Source organism: Actinokineospora auranticolor (assembly GCF_002934265.1).
Lineage (GTDB): Bacteria > Actinomycetota > Actinomycetes > Mycobacteriales > Pseudonocardiaceae > Actinokineospora > Actinokineospora auranticolor.
The window spans coordinates 60824-79111 of sequence record NZ_PTIX01000004.1 but is presented as its reverse complement, the minus strand read 5'-3'; the positions used below and the strand labels follow the sequence as shown (position 1 = coordinate 79111).

The 18288-nt window shown below is 73.7% G+C and carries 3 protein-coding genes; all 3 read right to left on the bottom strand.

Features of this window, described 5'->3' with window-relative positions; genetic code table 11:
• Window positions 1-115: 115 nt before the first annotated feature.
• The 3 genes from CLV40_RS08865 to CLV40_RS08855 are packed head-to-tail and all read right to left on the bottom strand — an operon-like array spanning window position 116 to window position 18125.
• On the bottom strand, window positions 116-334 hold the full coding sequence (locus tag CLV40_RS08865; RefSeq protein ID WP_104478382.1) for an MbtH family protein: 219 nt from the start codon (window positions 332-334) through the stop codon (window positions 116-118).
• Window positions 331-5922, bottom strand: a complete 5592-nt coding sequence (locus tag CLV40_RS08860; protein ID WP_104478730.1) for a non-ribosomal peptide synthetase — start codon at window positions 5920-5922, stop codon at window positions 331-333. The genes CLV40_RS08865 and CLV40_RS08860 overlap by 4 nt, the downstream gene beginning before the upstream one ends.
• 20 nt (window positions 5923-5942) lie before the next feature.
• On the bottom strand, window positions 5943-18125 hold the full coding sequence (locus CLV40_RS08855) for a non-ribosomal peptide synthetase (protein ID WP_104478729.1): 12183 nt from the start codon (window positions 18123-18125) through the stop codon (window positions 5943-5945).
• Window positions 18126-18288: the final 163 nt, after the last annotated feature.

Below are 18288 nucleotides of genomic sequence, written 5' to 3'. Positions count from 1 at the left end.
TCGTTCTCGTCGGCCACCGCACAGGTCCTTTCACGTCATCCGGGTGGTCGGCGGGCGGTCGGACGAGCGACGGGCTCGTCCAACCGCCCGCGTCGAGCAGTCGGACACCTCGCGATCAGGCGCCGATCTCCTGGGTTTCCTGGATCAGGCTCTTGGGCCGCAGGTCCGTCCAGTGCTCCTCGACGTAGGCGAGGCACTCCTGGCGGGTGGCCTCGCCGTACGCGCGGGTCCAGCCCGCGGGCACCTCCGCGAAGGTCGGCCAGATGGAGTGCTGGCCCTCGTCGTTGACCAGCACGAAAAAGGCGCCGTCTTCGTTGTCGAAGGGGTTGGTCATCGCTGCGTCCTCTCGCTCTCCGGCCGCGACCGGAGCTTCTCGGCGACGATGGCCCCGATCTGGGCCATGGCCGCGGGTTGCACCATCTGGTAGTGGTCGGTCTCGATCTCGTGGGACTCGATCGTCCCGCTGGTGTAGGCCGTCCAGCTAGCCGTGGCCACCTCGACCGGCAGGTGCGCGGGACGGTCCACAGTGGCCACGAAGAGCAGGACGTCGCCCGCGAAGGGCTCCGCGGTGTGGCCGGGGCCGACGTCCCAGAGGTTGCGCATGACCGCCTCCAGGCGGGCACGGGCACCGGCGCCCTGGACCAGCTGGCCCGCGAGTTCCAGGTCCTGCTGGTTGCGCTTCTCCAGCGCGTCCTCCTCGCGCGCGGCCTCCTCGCTCGGCGTGCCGGTCGCCTTCCGTCCCATGTAGACGGGGTAGGCGTCGAGCAGCGCGAGCAGGCCGACCTGCTCGCCGTCCGCCTCGATCAGCTTGGCCATCGCCTGCGCGATCCGGCCGCCGAGCGACCACCCGAGGAGGTGGTACGGCCCATTCGGCTGCACGGCGCGGATCTGTGCGAGGTAGTCGCGCGCCATCTCGTCGACGCTGCCCGGCAAGGGTTCCGTGCGGGCCAAGCCGCGCGCCTGCACGCCGTAGACCGGCTGGTCCGGCGGGAGGTGCCGCACCAGCGGCGCGTAATTCCAGCTCAGGCCACCGCTCGCGTGGACGCAGAACAGCGGCGGACGACCGCCACCCGCCTGCAACGGCAGCAGGATCTCGTAGTCCCCGGTCTTCACCGACGCACTCGACCGCCGCCGCTCGCCCACGACGACCAGTTTCTTGGCGGAAGTCTTGCGCGCCAACAGGCCCGTGTTCAGCATCTGGTGCCCGGGAGTCCCGAATGGACACGGAACGGTCGGCAGGTCGCCCGCGTCCACGGCCTCGCCGGTGACGTAGAGGGTGCCGACGCCCCCGGGGACGACGGGCCGCAGCCGGTCGTCGAGCAGGAGCGCGCCGAGCGGGCCGTCGCCGACCAGGTCGGTGACCGCCGCGGGCGCGGCGCCGGACCACCGCGCCGGGGCGATGGGGGGACGCGCGCGCTCGGTGTCGTCGAGGAAGACGTCGAGTTCGCCGATCCGCCGCGTGGGGTCCGCCGCCACCTGCTCCAGCACCCGGACCAGCCGTCGGGCCACGGACTCGGCGGTGTCCCGGTCGAACAGGTCGGCGGCGTAGTGCAGGGTGCCGTCGATGCCGTCCTCGTTGTCGTCGTCATCGCGGCGCTCGGTGAGCCGGAACGCCAGGTCCAGCTCGGTGGTCTCGTGCCCGGCGGATTCGACGTCGCTGCGCAGTCCGGGCAGTTCCGTCGCGCCCCACCCGGCCAGGTCCTCCTCCAGCACCCGCAACCCCACCTGGAACACGGGGTGCCGGGAGAGCGAAGCGGGCAGGTCCAGCAGCTCCGCGATCCGCTCGAACGGCACATCGGGGTGCTCCTGCGCGGCCTGGACCGCCTCCTGCACCCGCGTCAGGACCTCCAGGAAGGTCGGGTCACCCGAGAGGTCCGTGCGCAGGGGCAGCGGCCGGGCGAACGGCCCGATCATCGGTTCGAGGTCGATGAGGTCCTCGTCGCGCGGCAGCGTCGTACCGATCACCAGGTCGTGGCCCGCGCCGAGCGCCGCCAAGAGCACGGCGAGCGCGGCGTGCACCACCTGGTACGTGTCCGCGGCCGTCGAGTCCACCGCCGCCAGCAAGCGGGCGTGCGGTTCCGCGCCCAGCCGCAGCGCGACCGCACCGGCCCGCCGCGACGGGACGGCGGATCGCGGCCGGTCGACCGGGAGCACGGTCTCCCCGTCGACGCCCGCCAGCGCGTCCCGCCAGAAGACCAGCTGCTCGTTGATCAGGCTGCCCGGTTCGCGCTCGTCCGCCAGCAGCCGCCGCTCCCAGATCGCGTAGTCGGCGAACTGGAGGGCGAGCGGTGCGCGCTGGGGCACCCGGCCTTCGCGGCGCGCGCCGTAGGCGGCGGCCAGGTCGCGGAAGAACACGTCCACCGAGTCGTCGTCGGCGAGGATCCGGTGCACCCGCAGCTGGAGCACGTGCTCCTTCTCCGACAGCGCGAACAGGTCGCACCGCCACGGCACGTCCCGGGTGAGGTCGAAGACCTGGTCGCGCCGTTCGGCGAGCGCGCCCGCTAGGTCGTCCTCGGTGACCGGGGTCGCGGTCAGGTCGACGGTCAGGGTGTCGTGGACGTGCTGGTGGACGTGCTGCCCGTGGCCCGGGAAGCTCGTCCGGAAGATCTCGTGCCGAGCCGCGACATCGCCGAGCGCCGCCGCCAGCGCGGGCACGTCCAGTCTGCCGCGCAGGCGCAGCGCGACCACGATGTGGTGGCCCGCGGTCTCCTCGCCGGGCTGGGCCAGCAGCCAGGCGCGGAACTGCCGGGCCGTCGGCGGCACCCGCTCGGGCCGCTCGGCGGCCTCCAGCGCGGGCCGCGACTTCGCGGCGAGCGCCCGGGCGACACCGGCCGGGGTCGGCGAGGAGAACAGCTGCCGGACCGGCAGGTCAGCACCCAACTCCTCGCGGATCCGGGCGATGAGCCGCATGGCCAGCGCCGAACTCCCGCCCAGGTCGTGGAAGGCGTCGTCGACCCCGACCCGCTCGACGCCGAGGATCTCGGCGAAGAGCGCGCAGAGCACCTTCTCGGCCTCGCTCTCCGGCGACTTGTCCGACGCGCGCCCGGCGAGGTCCGGGGCGGGCAGGGCCCGTCGGTCGACCTTGCCGTTGGGGGTGACCGGCAGGCCCGCCAGCAGGACGACCGCGATCGGCACCATGTACTCGGGCAGGGCCAACCCCAGCTGCCGCCGGATCTCCTCCGGCCCGGCGTCGCCGCCGTCGGAGACGACGTAGCCCACCAGGCGCTTCTCCCCCGGCTGGTCCTCGCGCGCCAGGACGACGGCCTCGACCACGCCCGGCTGGGCGGCCAGCGCGGCCTCCACCTCGCCGAGTTCCACCCGGTAGCCGCGGATCTTCACCTGCTCGTCGGTGCGGCCGAGGAACACCACCTCGCCGTCACGGGTCCAGCGCGCCAGGTCGCCGGTGCGGTACATGCGCTCACCGGCGCGGAACGGGCACGCCACGAACCGCTCGGCCGTCAGGCCCGGCTTGGCGAGGTACCCGCGAGCCAGTCCGGTGCCCGCGATGTACAGCTCACCCGCCACACCCGGCGCGACCGGGCGCAGGAACGCGTCGAGGATGTAGATCATGCGGTTGGCCATGGGGTGGCCGATCGGCAGCTCCCGCTCGACCACGTCACCGGGTTCGATCGGCAGCCACGTCGCGCACAGCGTGGTCTCGGTCGGCCCGTAGGTGTTGCGCACCCGCAGGTCGGGCTGGGCCCGGCGCAGGTTCGCCACGGACTGCGCGGGCACGACGTCCCCGCCGGTCCCGATCTCGACCAGACCCGTGAAGCACTCCGGGGAGGTCTCCGCGAGCGCGCGGAAGGTCCCGGCGGTGAGGTGGACGGCGGTCGCGCCCCGCGCGACGGCTTGGCGCACCCCGCCCGCGTCGAGGATCCCGGGCTCGGTCAGCAGGACCCGGCCGCCGGTGACGAGCGGGACCCACATCGCGTAGAGCGAGGGGTCGAAGACGTGCGTCGCGTGCATCAGGACGCCGTCGTCGGGGCCGAGCTGCCAGCCCGCGTCGCCCGCCAGACCGGCCACCGCGCCGTGCGGGATGGCCACGCCCTTGGGGACACCGGTGGAGCCCGAGGTGTACATGACGTACGCCAGGTCGTCGGCGCCGATCGGGACCCCGGATACCGTGGCAGCACTGCCATCGATGGCGGCGCGGGTGTCCGGCGCGTCGAGCACGATCGCGCCGTCCGGCACGACCCCGCTGGTGGCCCCGGTGCAGACGACGAGCGAGATCTCGGAGTCGGCGAGGATGAACGCGATCCGCTCGGCCGGGTACTCGACGTCCACGGGAACGTAGGCGGCGCCCGCCTTCCAGATCGCCAGGAAGGTGATCAGCAGGTCCGGCGACCGCTCCATGGCCACGCCGACGCGGTCACCGCGGCCGACGCCGCGACCGGCGAGGTGGGTCGCCAGCCGGTTCGACGCCCGGTCGACCTCGGCGTAGGTCAGGTCCGCGCCCGCGGCGTCGGTGATCGCCACGGCGTCCGGCGCGGCGGCCACCCGCCGCGCGAACAGCTCGACGACCGAGTCCCCGGGCACCGGGCCCTCGGTCGCGTTCCACTCGTCCACCACCAGGGCGCGTTCGGCCTCGCTCAGCAGCGTCAGGCGGCCGATGAGCACGTCCGGCTCGGCGACCAGCCGCGCCAGCACGCGGGCCAGCGAGCCGACGACCGACTCGGCGGCGGTCCGGTCGAACACGCCCTGGTCGTAGTCGAGGATGAGCGGCATCCGGTCGCCGGGACCGGTGATCAGGGTGAGCGGGTAGTGCGAGGAGTTGCGACCCCGCTTCACCGGGAGCAGCGCCAGGCCACCGCCCTCGGGCCGCCCCAATCCCTTGCGGGGGAAGTTCTCGTAGATGACGAGCGTGTCGAACGACGCCCCGGGACCGGCGGCGGTCTGCACCTCTTGCAGGCCGAGGTGCTGGTGGGCCATCAGTGCCGATTGGGTCCGCTGGAGGTCGGCGAACAGGTCGACGGCCCGCCGCGCGCCGTCGAGCCGGACCCGCACGGGCAGGGTGTTGAGCAGCTGGCCGACCATCGACTCCACGCCGGGCAGCTCGGCGGGCCGCCCCGACGCGGTCGCGCCGAACACCACGTCCGTGCGGCCCGCCAGGTGCGCCAGCACGACGGCCCACGCGCCCTGCACGACGGTGTTCAGCGTGAGGCCCTGGCCGCGCGCCAGGCGCGCCAGGCCTTCCGTCAGCTCCTCGGGCAGCTCGACGATCGCGGTGTCGATGTCCGGCACGCGGGTCGGGTCGACCGAGGCGACCGTGGTCGGTGTGTCCACACCGGACAGTTCGGCCCGCCAGGCGGCCTTGGCGGCTTCCTTGTCCTGCCTGGCCAGCCAGGCCAGATAGTCCCGATAGGACACCGTGTCGGGTAGCCCGGACGCGTCGCCGCCCGCCGCGTAGATCGCGGCCAGCTCGCGGTGGATGATCGGCATCGACCAGCCGTCGACCAGCACGTGGTGCAGGGTGTGCACGAGCCGGTGCCGGTCCGGGGCGAGCCGGACCAGGTGCAGCTTGGTCAGCGGCGCCGCGTCGATGCGCAGCCGGTCGGCCAGCTCCGCGGCCGCCAGCCGGTCCACCTCGCCGTCGGCGATGTCCTCCGGCAGCCCGGAGAGATCCGTTTCGCGCCAGGGGATCTCGGCGTCCCGCGCGATGACCTGCACCATCCGCGCGCCGCTGACGTAGCGGAAGCAGGCCCGCAGCGCGGCGTGCCGCGCCACGAGCGCCTGCCACGACGCCCGCAGCCGCGCGGCGTCGAGCGGGCCGTCGATGCCGTAGACGGTCTGCACGGTGTAGGTGTCGAGGCCGTCCGTGTCGAGGGCGGAGTGGTAGAGCATGCCCTCCTGCAACGGCGAGAGCGGCCAGACGTCCTCCACGCTGGAGCGCGGCTTCGCGCGGGTGTCGTCAACGGTCACGATCTGCTCCTCCTGGCGGGTCATTCGCCGGCCAGCCCGGCCTCTAGTTGGTCCATCTGGTCGGCGGAGAGGTCGACGAGCATGCCCACCTCGGGCTGCGGCGCCGCCGCGGCGCCGTCGGCCGCCAGTTCCGTGACGAGCAGCGCCAGCCGCTCCGGGGTCCGCTCGTCGAACACCTGCCACGGGGACAGCTCCAGGCCCTTCCGGCGGGCGCGGGCGGACAGCTGCATCGAGGTGATCGAGTCGCCGCCGAGTTCGAAGAAGCTGTCCTCGGCACCCACCCGGTCGAGGCCGAGCACCTCCGCGAACAGCTCGCACAGCCGCGCCTCCATGGCCGTGCGCGGGTCCCGTTTGGACGAAAGGCCCGCGAAGTCCGGCGCCTGCAACGCCCGGCTGTCGAGCTTTCCGTTGGGGGTCAAGGGCATCCGGTCCAGCGGTACGAACGCCGCGGGCATCATGTACTCCGGCAGGCGCTCGGCCGCCAGTGCGCGCAGGGTGGTCATCAGCGCGACCGCCGCGACCGCCGCCTCGGCCGTCGGGACGACGTAGGCCACCAGTTGCTTCTCCCCCGGCCCGTCCCGGCGCACGGCGACGGCCACCTGGGAAACCCCGGCGTGGTCGGCGAGCACGGCCTCGACCTCGGCGGGCTCGACCCGGTACCCACGCACCTTGACCTGCGTGTCAGCCCGGCCGACGAAGACCAGCTGGCCGTCCCGGCTCCAGCGGAACCGGTCTCCGGAGCGGTACATCCGCTCCCCGGGGGCGAACGGGTTGGCGACGAACCGCTCGGCGGTCAGGCCCGGGCGACCGAGGTAGCCGCGGGCGAGACCGACACCGGTGATGTACAGCTCGCCCGCCACCCCCGGCGCCACCGGCTGCAGGAACGCGTCGAGCACGTAGTGCCGCACGTTGTGGATCGGGCCACCAAGTGGGACCACCTCGTGCCCCGGGGACAGCGGGGCGCTCATCGTCGAGCAGATCGTGGTCTCGGTCGGCCCGTACGCGTTGATCATCCGGCGGCCCGGCGACCAGCGGTCCACCAGCGCGGGCGGCAGCACCTCGCCGCCGGTCAGCACGGTCCGCAGGGTGTCCGGCAGGTCGTCCTCGACCGCCAGGATGCTCGGCGACACCGTGAGGTGGGTGATCCCCCACCGGCGCAGCGTGTCGCCCAGCGTCACCCGGGGCGGCATGCTCGCCGCGTCGGGCAGCACCAGGGTCCCGCCCGCCAGCAGGGCCATGTACAGCTCGGAGACGATGGCGTCGAACCCGATCGCGGACAGCTGCAAGACCCGCGACGACGACGTCACGGCCATCCGCTCGATGTGCGCGTAGGCCAGGTTGGCGAGCCCGGAATGCGTGACCAGGACGCCCTTGGGCACCCCGGTCGACCCGGACGTGTAGATCACGTACGCCGCGTCCTCCGGCGCCACCGGCGGCAAGTCGACCGACGGGTCGGCGGCGGGCAGCTCGTCGAGCACCAGGACCGTGCCCGCGAAGTCGGCGGGCACCACGGCGCGGGTCGCGGTCGTGCAGACCAGCACCTCAGGCACGGAACTCGCCAGCATCAGCTCGATCCGCTCGGTGGGGTACTCCGGGTCCACCGGCACGAACGCCCCGCCCGCGAACAGCACCCCCATCAGGGTCACCGCCAGCTCGGCCGAGCGCTCCACGAGCACACCCACGCGGGTCTCGCGCCGCACACCCAGCCCGACGAGCAGCCGGGCCAACGACTCGACCTCGTCGAGCACCTCGCCGTAGGACAGGCTCCGCGCCGCGTCCTGCACCGCCACCGCGTCCGGCGACTGCTCGACCTGCTTGCGGAACAGCACCGGCAGCGCTTCGGCCGCCAACGGCACCGCGGTACCGCTCCACTCGTCCACGACCAGGCGGCGCTGCGCCGGGCCGATCAGCGCGATCCGCCCGATCGGTGTCCGCGGCTCGGCGACCACCTGTTCCAGTGCGCGCAGGATGGCCGCGACCATCTCCTCGGCCCCGGACCGGTCGACCACGTCCGGCCGGTAGATGAACTCGCCGTGCACGCGACCGGCCACGGACCCGCGGATGGACAGCGGGTAGTGCCCCGTGTCGTTCGGGATCCCGGCGGGGCGCATGACGAGCGCGTCGGGGCCGTCGGACCTCGGCGGCGGGGGCGGGTAGTTCTCGAACACGACGATCGTGTCGAACGCCGCGCCGGGACCCGCGTGCTGGTTCAGCTCCGCGAGGCCGATGTGCTGGTGCGGGATCAGCGCGACCTGCCGCTCCTGCAGGTCCCTGAGCATCTCGACGACCGGCTCGGCACCGGTCAGCCGGGCCCGGACGGGCAGCATGTTCATGAACAGGCCGACCGCGGACTCGACACCGGGGATCTCGGGCGGGCGCCCGGCCACCGCGGCGCCGAAGACCACGTCCCGGCGACCGGTGAGCTGGGCCAGGAACAGCGCCCAGACCCCTTGGAACAGCGTGTTCGCCGTGACGCCGTGGCGACGGGTGAACTCCACCAGCCGCCCGCTCAGCTCGTCGTCGAGCTCGAAGGCGACCCGCTCCGGATCCAGCGGCGTGATGATCGACTCCGGCGGCACGACGTGCGTCGCCTCGTCGAGACCGGCGAGTTCGGTGCGCCACGCCTCCCGGGCCGCCGCCTTGTCCTGGCGGGCGATCCAGGCGAGGTAGTCGCGGTAGGACGTCACGGCGGGCAACGACCCGCCGTCACCGCCCGCCTCGTACGCGGTGAGCACGTCGACGATGATCAGCGGCAGCGACCAGCCGTCGGCCACGATGTGGTGCGAGGTCAGGACGAGCCGGTGGCTGCGGTCGCCGATGCGCACCAGGTGCAGGCGCAGCTGCGGCGCCGAGGTCAGGTCGAACCGCTCGGCGTGCACCCGGGTCGCGAGGTCGTCGAACGCGGCCAGCGCCTCAGCCTCCGGCAGGTGGGACAGGTCGGTCTCCCACCAGTCCAGCGTCACCTCGCGGGCGATCACCTGCGCGGCGGCACCGGACCCGAGCTGGTGGAAGCTGGCCCGCAGGGCGGGGTGCCGGTCGAGCAGGACCTGCCAAGACGCGCGGAAGCGGGCCACGTCCAGCGGACCGTCCAGGGCGAACTTCCGCATGCCCGCGTAGACGTCCGGGCCGCGCTCGTCGGCGGCGTGGAAGAGCAGGCCCTCCTGCAGCGGCGAGAGCGGCCAGATGTCGAGCAGGCTCGGCACGGCGGCCTCGACCTCCGCCACGTCCAGCTGGGTCAGCGGGATGAGCGGGAAGTCCGACGGCGTGTGCCCGCCCGCGCCTTCGGCGTCGACGTGCGCGGCGAGACCGGCCAGCACGGCCAGCCACGCGGTGCCGAGCGCGTCCGCGTCGGCGTCGGCGAGGATCCGGCGCGCCCAGGTCGCGGTCAGGCTGATCTCGGGTCCGTCGGCGCCGTCGAGCACGGCGACGTCGATCTCCACGACGTGCCGCAGGGCCGTGTCCGGCTCCGCCGCGCCGCCGATGGTGCCGATCAGCTCCCAAGGCCGCGCCTCGCCCTCGGGACGGGACGGGAAGCGACCGAGGTAGTTGAACCCGATCTCCGCCTTGGGCAGTGCCGCGAGGATCTGCCGCGTGTCGTCGTTGAGGTGCCGCAGCATCCCGTAGCCGAGGCCGCCGTCGGGCAGCGCGCGCACGTTCTCCTTGACGCGCATCAGGAGTTGGCCGGCCGCGTTGCCGCCCGCGATCACGGCGGCCGTGTCGACCCCGGTCACGTCCAGCCGGAGCGGGTGGATGTCGGTGAACCAGCCGACGGTGCGGGACAGGTCCAGTTCGTCGATGGACTGGCGGCCGTGGCCTTCGACGTCCACCACCACAGCGGATCCGCCGCGCCAGTGGGCCACCGCGCCCGCGAGGGTCGCCAGGAGCACTTCGTGGACACCGCAGTGGAAGGCCGCGGTGGCCTTCTCCACGAGTGCGCCCGCCTTGTCGCGGGGCAGGGTCCAGGACTTGCGTCCGGCCGTGGACACGTTGTCGCGCTTGGGGTCCAGCTCGCCCAGCCGCGATCCCGGGTCGTCGAGGATCCCGGTCCACATCTCCAGTTCGCCGGTCCGGATCGTCGCCTGGTCGGCCAGTGTCCGGGCCCAGCGCCGGAACGAGACGCCGACCGGGTCGAGCGCCGGTTGCCTGCCCGCGGCGACGGCCTCGTACGCCACTCGCAGGTCCGGCAGCAGGATCCGCCACGACACGACGTCGACGAGCAGGTGGTGCGCCGCGACCACGAGCCGCCCGAGGCGGCCGGGTCCCGCGTCGACCCAGACCGCACGGATCATCACGCCCGCGGTCGGGTCCAATCGCCTGGCCGCGTCGTGCGCGCAGCGGTCCGCGATCTCGTCGAGGTCGCCGGAACCGGCCTCGACGCGGTCGACCAGCCTCGCCGCGTCTACCGCCCCGCGCTCGGCCACGACCAGCCGGGGCCCTTCGCCGTCGGTCTCGACTCGGCTGCGCACCATGTCGTGCGCGTCGATCACCGCGCGGAACCCGGCGATCAGCGCCGCCACCGACAGGTCGGCGGGGGCGCCCACGGTCACCCACTGCGAAAGGGTGCCCTGGCTCATCGCGCCGGGGTCGTTCTCCAGCAGTGCCCGCACAACCGGCGTCCACGGGACCTCGCCGACGCCGTCGGCGGAGTCGGCCCGCGTCGGCCCGCCGCGTTCGGCGACGGCCGCGATCCCGGCCGGTGTCTTCTGCTCGAAGACCTGCTTGGCACCGAAGACGAAGTCCTCGCGGCGCGCGCGGGCCGCCAGCCGCATCGAGAGGATCGAGTCGCCGCCCAGCTCGAAGAACCCGTCGTCGGGGCCGACCCGGTCCAGCCCGAGGATCTCGGCGAACAGGTCGCACAGCACCCGTTCGGCCTCGGTGCGCGGTTCGCGGCCCGTTGGCCTGCCGGTGAAGTCGGGGGCGGGCAGGGCCGCGCGGTCGATCTTCCCGTTGAGCGTCAACGGGAAGGTGTCCAGCACGAGCACCACGGCGGGCACCATGAACTCCGGCAGCCGCGCCGCGAGGTGCGTGCGAACGGCCTCGGAATCCAGCGCCTGCCCCGCTTCCGCGGTCACGTACGCGATCAGGCGCTTCTCGCCGGGCCGGCCTTCCCGCGCCACGACAACCGCTTGCGCGACATCGGGAACGGCGACCAGCGCGGCCTCGATCTCGCCGGGTTCGACGCGGTAGCCCCGGATCTTCACCTGGGAGTCGGCCCGCCCGGCGAACAGCAGCTCGCCCTGGTCCGTCCAACGCGCCAGGTCACCGGTGCGGTACATCCGCTCACCTACGGCGAACGGGTTGGCGACAAACCGCTCGGAGGTCGCCGCGACCGCGCCCAGGTAGCCGTGCGCCAGGCCCGCGCCCGCCAAGTACAGCTCGCCGGTCACGTTCGGCGCCACCGGCTGGAGGAACGCGTCGAGCACGAACGCCTGGCGGCCCGCCAGCGGCTTGCCGATCGGCAGGGTGGCACCCGTTTCGACGCCCGGCTCGATGACGAGCCAGGTGGCGCAGAGGGTGATCTCGGTGGGGCCGTAGAGCTGGCGCACGCGGACGTCCGGGCACGCGCGGCGGAGCCGTTCGACGGAGGCCAGCGGGACCGCGTCGCCGCCGGTCAGGATCTCCCGCAGCCCCCGGAAGGACTCGGGCGACTCCTCGGCCACCACGCGGAAGGTCCCGGCCGTCAGGTGGACGGTGGTCACGCCGTTCGCGACGGCCGCGCGCAGCCGCTGCGCGTCGACCGCGCCCGGTTCGGCGACCACCACGCGGGCGCCGTTGACCAGCGGCACCCAGATCTCGACCAGCGACGCGTCGAACGCGTGCGAGGCGTGCAGCAGCACGTGGTCGTCGGGGCCCTGCGACCACCCCGGGTCGCCCGCCAAGGCCGCCACGCTGCCGTGCGGCACCGCGACGCCCTTGGGCACACCGGTCGATCCGGACGTGTACATCACGTAGGCCACGTCGTGCGCCCCGACCGCGACCACAGGCGCAACGCCGTCGATCGCCGGGCCGTCGGCGACGACCGGCTCGACACCGTCCGGCACCGCGTCGCGGGTCGCGGTCACGCAGACCGCCACCGAGGCGCGCGCGTCGGCCAGCATCCGCGCGATCCGCTCCGCCGGGTAGTCCACGTTCACCGGAACCTGCGCGGCCCCGGCCTTCCAGACCGCGAGCAGCGCGACGAACAGGTCCGCGCCGCGTTCCAGCACCACGCCGACGCGGTCTCCCCGCCGCACGCCCACGGCCGCCAGGTGCCCGGCGAGCCGGTCCGCTTCCCGGTCCAGGTCGGTGTAGGTCAGGGTGCGGTTCCCGTCCACGACAGCCACGGCGTCCGGGGACGCGCCGACCTGGCGCCGGAACAGCTCCAGCACGGACGGACCGCGGTTGGCGCGCCCGGTCGCGTTCCAGTGCTTCACCACCGAAGCGCGTGTCGCGTCGCTGGTCACGCCGAGGCGGCCGACGGGCAGTCCGGGTTCGGCCACCACCCGCTCGATGACCCGCACGACCTGCCGGGCGACCTCGGCCGCCGTGCCCGGGGTGATCCGGTCGGGCCGGTAGGCCACGTTGACCCGCAGCCGCTCGCCGGGGCTGACGTTCATGGTCAGCGGGTAGCTGGTGCCGGTGCGGGTGACGACCGCGCTGATCGCGGGGCCGCCGTCGCCGAGCCCGGCGGCGGTGTGCGGGTAGTTCTCGATCATGACGATGGTGTCGAAGACCGCGCCGGGGCCCGCCGCCTTCTGGATCTCGGGCAACCCCTGGTACTGGTGCTCGGTCAACGCCACCTGGCCGCGTTGCAGGTCGTGGAGCAGGTCCAGCACCGGCGTGCCCGCGTCGAGCCGCACCCGGACCGGGACGGTGTTGATGAACATGCCGACCGTCCGCTCGACGTCCGGCACGTCCGCGGGCCGCCCCGACACCACGGTCCCGAAGACCACGTCGGTGCGGCCCGCCAGCCGCGCCAGCACGAGCGCCCAGGCGCCGTGCACGACGGTGCTCAGCGTGAGGCCGTGGCCGCGGGCGAAGTCGGTGAGGGCCCGGGTCGCGTCCTCGGACAACGATTCGGCGTGGTTGTCGGGCATCACCGCCGACTTGTCCGCGTCGACGTCGACCACGGTCGGCTCGTCAGAACCCTCGAGTGCGGCCCGCCACGCCGACCGGGTCGCGTCCTGGTCTCGGCGGCGGAGCCAGGTCAGGTAGTCCCGGTAGGACGGTGCCGTCGACGGGATGCGCGTACCGGCGTAGGCGGTCGACACCTCGCCCAGCACGAGCGGGGTCGACCAGCCGTCGAGGAGGATGTGGTGGGAGGTCAGCACGAGCCGGTGCCGGTTCGCGGCGACGCGGATCAGCAGCAGCCGCAGCAGGGGCGCCGCGGTCACGTCGAACCGCTCCGCCCGGTCGGTCGCGAGCAGCCGGTTGACCTCCGCTTCCGCAGCCACCGTGGCGAGACCGGACACATCCGCCTCGCGCCAGGGGACGTCGACGTCGGCCGCGACCACCTGGACCGCCTCGCCGGAGCCCAGCTGGTGGAAGGACGCCCGCAGCGACTCGTGCCGGGCGAGGACCTGGTTCCAGGCCGCGCGCAGCCGTGCCGCGTCGAGCGGCCCGTCGAGGTCGAGGATCCGCTGGCTCTGGTAGACGTCGACGCCGTCCTCGGCGACGGCCCGCTCGAAGAGCATGCCCGCCTGCAACGGGGACAGCGACCAGATGTCCGCCAACGCGGGGACGGCGACCGAAAGCTCGGCCAGGTCCCGCGACGTCACCTCGACGAGGTCGAAGTCGGATGGCGTGTGGCCGCCCGCGGCGGGGTCCTCGGCGTGCGCGGCGAGGCCGGTCAGCAGCTCCAGCCAGGCCGCGCCGAGCCGTTCCACCTCGGCGGGGTCGAGGCCCCGGCTGTCGATGGTGAGCCGCAGCCGGGGCCCGTCCGGCGTGTCCCGGACGTCCGCGCCGATCTCCAGCGAGTGCGCCAAGACCACGTCCGAGCCCGCGCCGAGCGGTCCTTCGCTGAGCTGCCACGCGGTGTCCGCGGTGGCGGTGGCCGCCCGGCCTAGGTAGTTGAACCCGATCCACGCGGACGGCAGGTCGGCGAGCCTGCCCGCGGTGTCGGGGTTGAGGTGCCGCAGGAGCCCGTAGCCGAGACCGTCACCGGGGACGGCGCGGACCCGCTCCTTGACGGACTTCAGCAGCTCTCCGGCCGCTGCCGTCCCCACCGCCGCGCCCGCCAGGTCGATACCGGTGACGTCGAGGCGGACCGGGTGCACGCTGGTGAACCAGCCCACGGTGCGCAGCAGATCCTCACCGTCGACGGCGTGCCTGCCGTGGCCTTCCACGTCGACCAACACCCCGGCCGGCGCGTCGCGCCACCGCGCCACCGCGCCCGCGAGCCCGGCGAGCAGGACTTCCTGGACACCGCAGTGGAAGGCGCTCGGCAGGTGACCGACGAGGTTCCACGCCTCGACGCCGGACACGGTCCGCGACCACGAGTGGGACTGGCCGGTGGGCTGCGCCAGTTCGGTGTCGGCGCCGTCGAGGGTGGCAGCCCAGTGGTCGATCTCGGCCACCGTGCCCGCGCTCGACGCCTGATCGGCCAGCCGCCGCGCCCACTGCCGGTACGGCGTCGTCGCTGGGTCGAGGTCGGGGGTGCCGCCGGAGACCACCTGGTCGTAGGCCGCGCGCAGGTCGGGCAGCAGGATCCCCCACGAGACCGCGTCGACCGCCAGGTGGTGCGCGACCAGCACCAACCGGCCCGTGTCCCCCGCGTCGACCCACACGGCCCGGACGACGGTTCCCGCTGCCGGGTCCACCGTGCCTGCGACCGCGCCGACCTGCCGGTGGGCGAACTCGTCGAGGTCGCCGTCCGCGGCCTTGACCCGGGTGACCAGGCTCGCCGCGTCGACCGTACCCCGCGCGGCCACGACCAGCCGCCCGTCGGACTCCACCCGCGCCCGCAGCAGGTCGTGCGCGTCCATCACGGCCCGCAGGGCGGTGACCAGCGCGTCGGGGTCGAAGCCCGCCGGGGTGACGACGACTCGCGCCTGCACGAAACCGGGGCGCACGGCGTCGTCCCCGATGGCGCGCATCACCGGCGGCCACGGGATCTCCCCGACCCCGGAGTCCACTGTGGAGTCCTGGGTCGCGCGGTCCTCCTGGGCCAGCACCGCCAAGCGCTCCGGGGTCCGGAGTTCGAACACCTGACGCGGGGTCAGCGAGATGCCGTCACGACGCGCGCGAGCGGCCACCTGCATCGACGAGATCGAGTCGCCACCCAACTCGAAGAAGCTGTCCTCGACCCCGACCCGGTCCAGCCCGAGCACCTCGGCGAACACTCCACACAGGACCTTCTCCGCCTCGGTGGCGGGCTCCCGGCCGACGGCCTTCGAGGCGAAGTCGGGTTCGGGCAGCGCCTGCCGGTCCACCTTCCCGTTGACCGTCAACGGCAACTCGTCCAGCACGAGCACCGCGGCCGGGACCATGAACTCGGGCAGCGTCTCGGCGAGCTGTTCGCGCAGCCCGGCCGGGTCGACGACGCGACCGGCCTCGGCCACCACGTAGCCGATCAGCTGCTCGGCCCGCGCCACCACCACGGCCTGACCGACACCCGGCAGGCGGTCGAGGGCCACCTCCACCTCGCCGGGCTCCACCCGGTAGCCGCGGATCTTCACCTGGTCGTCGGCCCGACCGGCGAACGCCAGGGTGCCCTGGTCGGTCCAGTACGCCAGGTCGCCGGTCCGGTACATCCGCGCACCGGGGGCGAACGGGTCGGCGACGAACCGCTCGGCCGTCAGCACCGGGCGGCCCAGATATCCCCGCGCCACACCGGCTCCGGCCACGTACAGCTCACCCGCGACCCCCGCGGGCACAGGACGCAGGAACGCGTCGAGGACATAGGCGCGCCGACCCGCCAACGGCCGTCCGATCGGCAGCACGGACCCCGTCTCGTCACCGGGTTCGAGCAGCCACCACGTCGCGCACAGCGTGGCTTCCGTCGGCCCGTAGAGGTGCCGCACCCGCACGCCGGGGCAGGCCAGCCGGACCCGCTCCACCGCCGACAGCGGCACCGCGTCACCACCGGTCAGCACCTCGCGCAGACCGGCGACCGACTCCGGCGACTCCTCGGCCAGCACCCGGAAAGCACCGGCGGTCAGGTGCGCGGCCGTGACGCCGCGCGCCACGTACCCGGCCAGCGCCGCGCCGTCGACCGCACCCGAACCGGCCAGCACCAGCCGGGCACCGGACAGCAGCGGCACCCAGATCTCGAACAGGGAGATGTCGAACGCGTGCGAGGCGTGCACCAGTACCGCGTCGTCGGACCGCACCCGCCAACCCGGTTCCCCGACCAGCGCCGAGACAGCCGCGTGCGACACCGCGACGCCCTTCGGCGTGCCCGTCGACCCGGACGTGTACATCACGTACGCCAAGGCATCGGCGCTCGCACCGACCGACAGGCGCGCGCACCGCGCCACCGCCTGCCGCGTCTCGGGGTCGTCGAGGACGACCGGGTCGAGGCCGCCGTCCAGCACGGTGTCCCGGTACGCCTTCACGCACACCACCGCGGCGGGTTCGGCGTCCGCGAGCATGAACTTCACGCGCTCCACGGGGTACGCGGGGTCCACCGGCACGAACGCCGCACCCGCCTGCCACACCGCGAGCAGCGTCGCGATCAGGTCGGGCGACCGGTCCATCACCACGGCCACCCGGTCACCGGGCCGGACGCCGCGACCGCTCAGCCACCCCGCGAGCCGCTCGGCGTACTCGGCCAGTTCCCCGTAGGTCAGCGCCTGGTCGCCGTCGACGACCGCGACCTCGTCGCGGCGGTTCGCGACCTGGCGGCCGAACAGCTCCAGCGCGGGCACGGCCGGGGCCGCGGTGGACGACGCACCCCACTCGTCGAGCACCAGCCCGCGCTCGGCGGCCGTCGTCACCTCGATGTCGGCCACCGTGGCGTCGCCCGTGGCCGTCAACGCGCGCAGCACACCGGTGAACCGCTCGACGATGGCGAGCGCGGCGGCCTGGTCGAACAGCTCCGTCAGGTAGTCCAGCTTGATGAGCATCGATTCGCCGGGGACGGCGACCAGCGTCAACGGGTAGTGGGCGGCGATCCGGCCCTGGTTGACCCGGATGCCGAAGGTGTCGGCGGACTCGGCGGGCGCGTGGTGGAAGCCCTCGAAGACGATCAGCGTGTCGAAGACCGCGCCGGGGCCCGCCGCCTGCTGGATGTCGGACAGCCCCACGAACTGGTCGGGGATCAGCGCCGACTGCCGCTCCTGCAACTCCGCCAGCAGGTCGACGACCGGTGTCGAACCGCGCAGCCGCACGCGCACGGGCACGGTGTTGAGGAACAGCCCCACCATCCCCTCCACGCCGGGCAGGTCCGGCGGGCGCGCCGACACCGCCGCGCCGAACACCACGTCGGCGCGCCCGGCCAGCTGCGCCAGCACCAGCGCCCACGCGCCCTGCACGACCGTGTTCAGGGTCAACCCGTTGCCGCGGGCCAGTTCGCCGAGCGACCGCGTGAGGTCCGCGGGCAGGTCGACCTCGACGCTCTCCGGGACGCCGGGCGCCCGGCCCGGGTCGGCGGGCGCCACGAGGGTCGGCTCGTCGACGCCGCGCAGCTCGGTTTCCCAGGCGGACAAGGCCTTTTCCTTGTCCTGCGCGCCGAGCCACGTGAGGTAGTCGCGGTACGAGGTCACCGCGGGGAGGACCGCCGGGTCGCCGCCCGCGGCATAGAGCTTCGCCAGCTCGTCGATCATGACCGGCAGCGACCAGCCGTCGACGACGGTGTGGTGGCAGGTCAGGACCAGGCGGTGGCGGTCGTCGGCGAGGCGGACCAGGGTCAGCCGCAGCAGCGGCGCGGTGGCCAGGTCGAACCTCGTGGTGCGGTCCGCCTCGGCCAGCTCGCGCACGGCGGGCGCGGGGTCGTCGAGGTGGGCGAGGTCGACCTCGCGCCACGGCAGCTCGACGCGCCGGGCGATGATCTGCACCGTCTCACCGGACTTGCGCTGCCGGAAGCAGGCGCGCAGCGGGGCGTGCCGGTCCAGCAGCGCCGCCCACGACGCGCGCAGCCGCCCCGTGTCCACCGGACCGTCCAGGTCCAGGATCCAGTGTCCGATGTAGACATCGTGGCCCTCGCCGTCGTAGACCGCGTGGAAGAGCAACCCGGCCTGCAACGGCGACAGCGGCCAGATGTCCTCGATCCGCGACTGAGCCATCAACATCTCCCTGATCAGCGAAGGGCCAGGAGTCCACCAGCGGACCCGGCCTCGAATCCCTCGATCTCGATCCCGTCGAGCCCGTCGAGCGCGTCCGCTGTGGCGGGCCGAACGGGCCGAAGGCGGACGCGGGAAATCCCCGTGCCGGAATCATCCGCCCGCC

Excerpts from the sequence above, each read along its gene's own strand:
- CLV40_RS08855 (WP_104478729.1), bottom strand. The coding sequence starts at position 18,125 with ATGGCTCAGTCGCGGATCGAGGACATCTGGCCGCTGTCGCCGTTGCAG.
- CLV40_RS08865 (WP_104478382.1), bottom strand. The coding sequence starts at position 334 with ATGACCAACCCCTTCGACAACGAAGACGGCGCCTTTTTCGTGCTGGTC.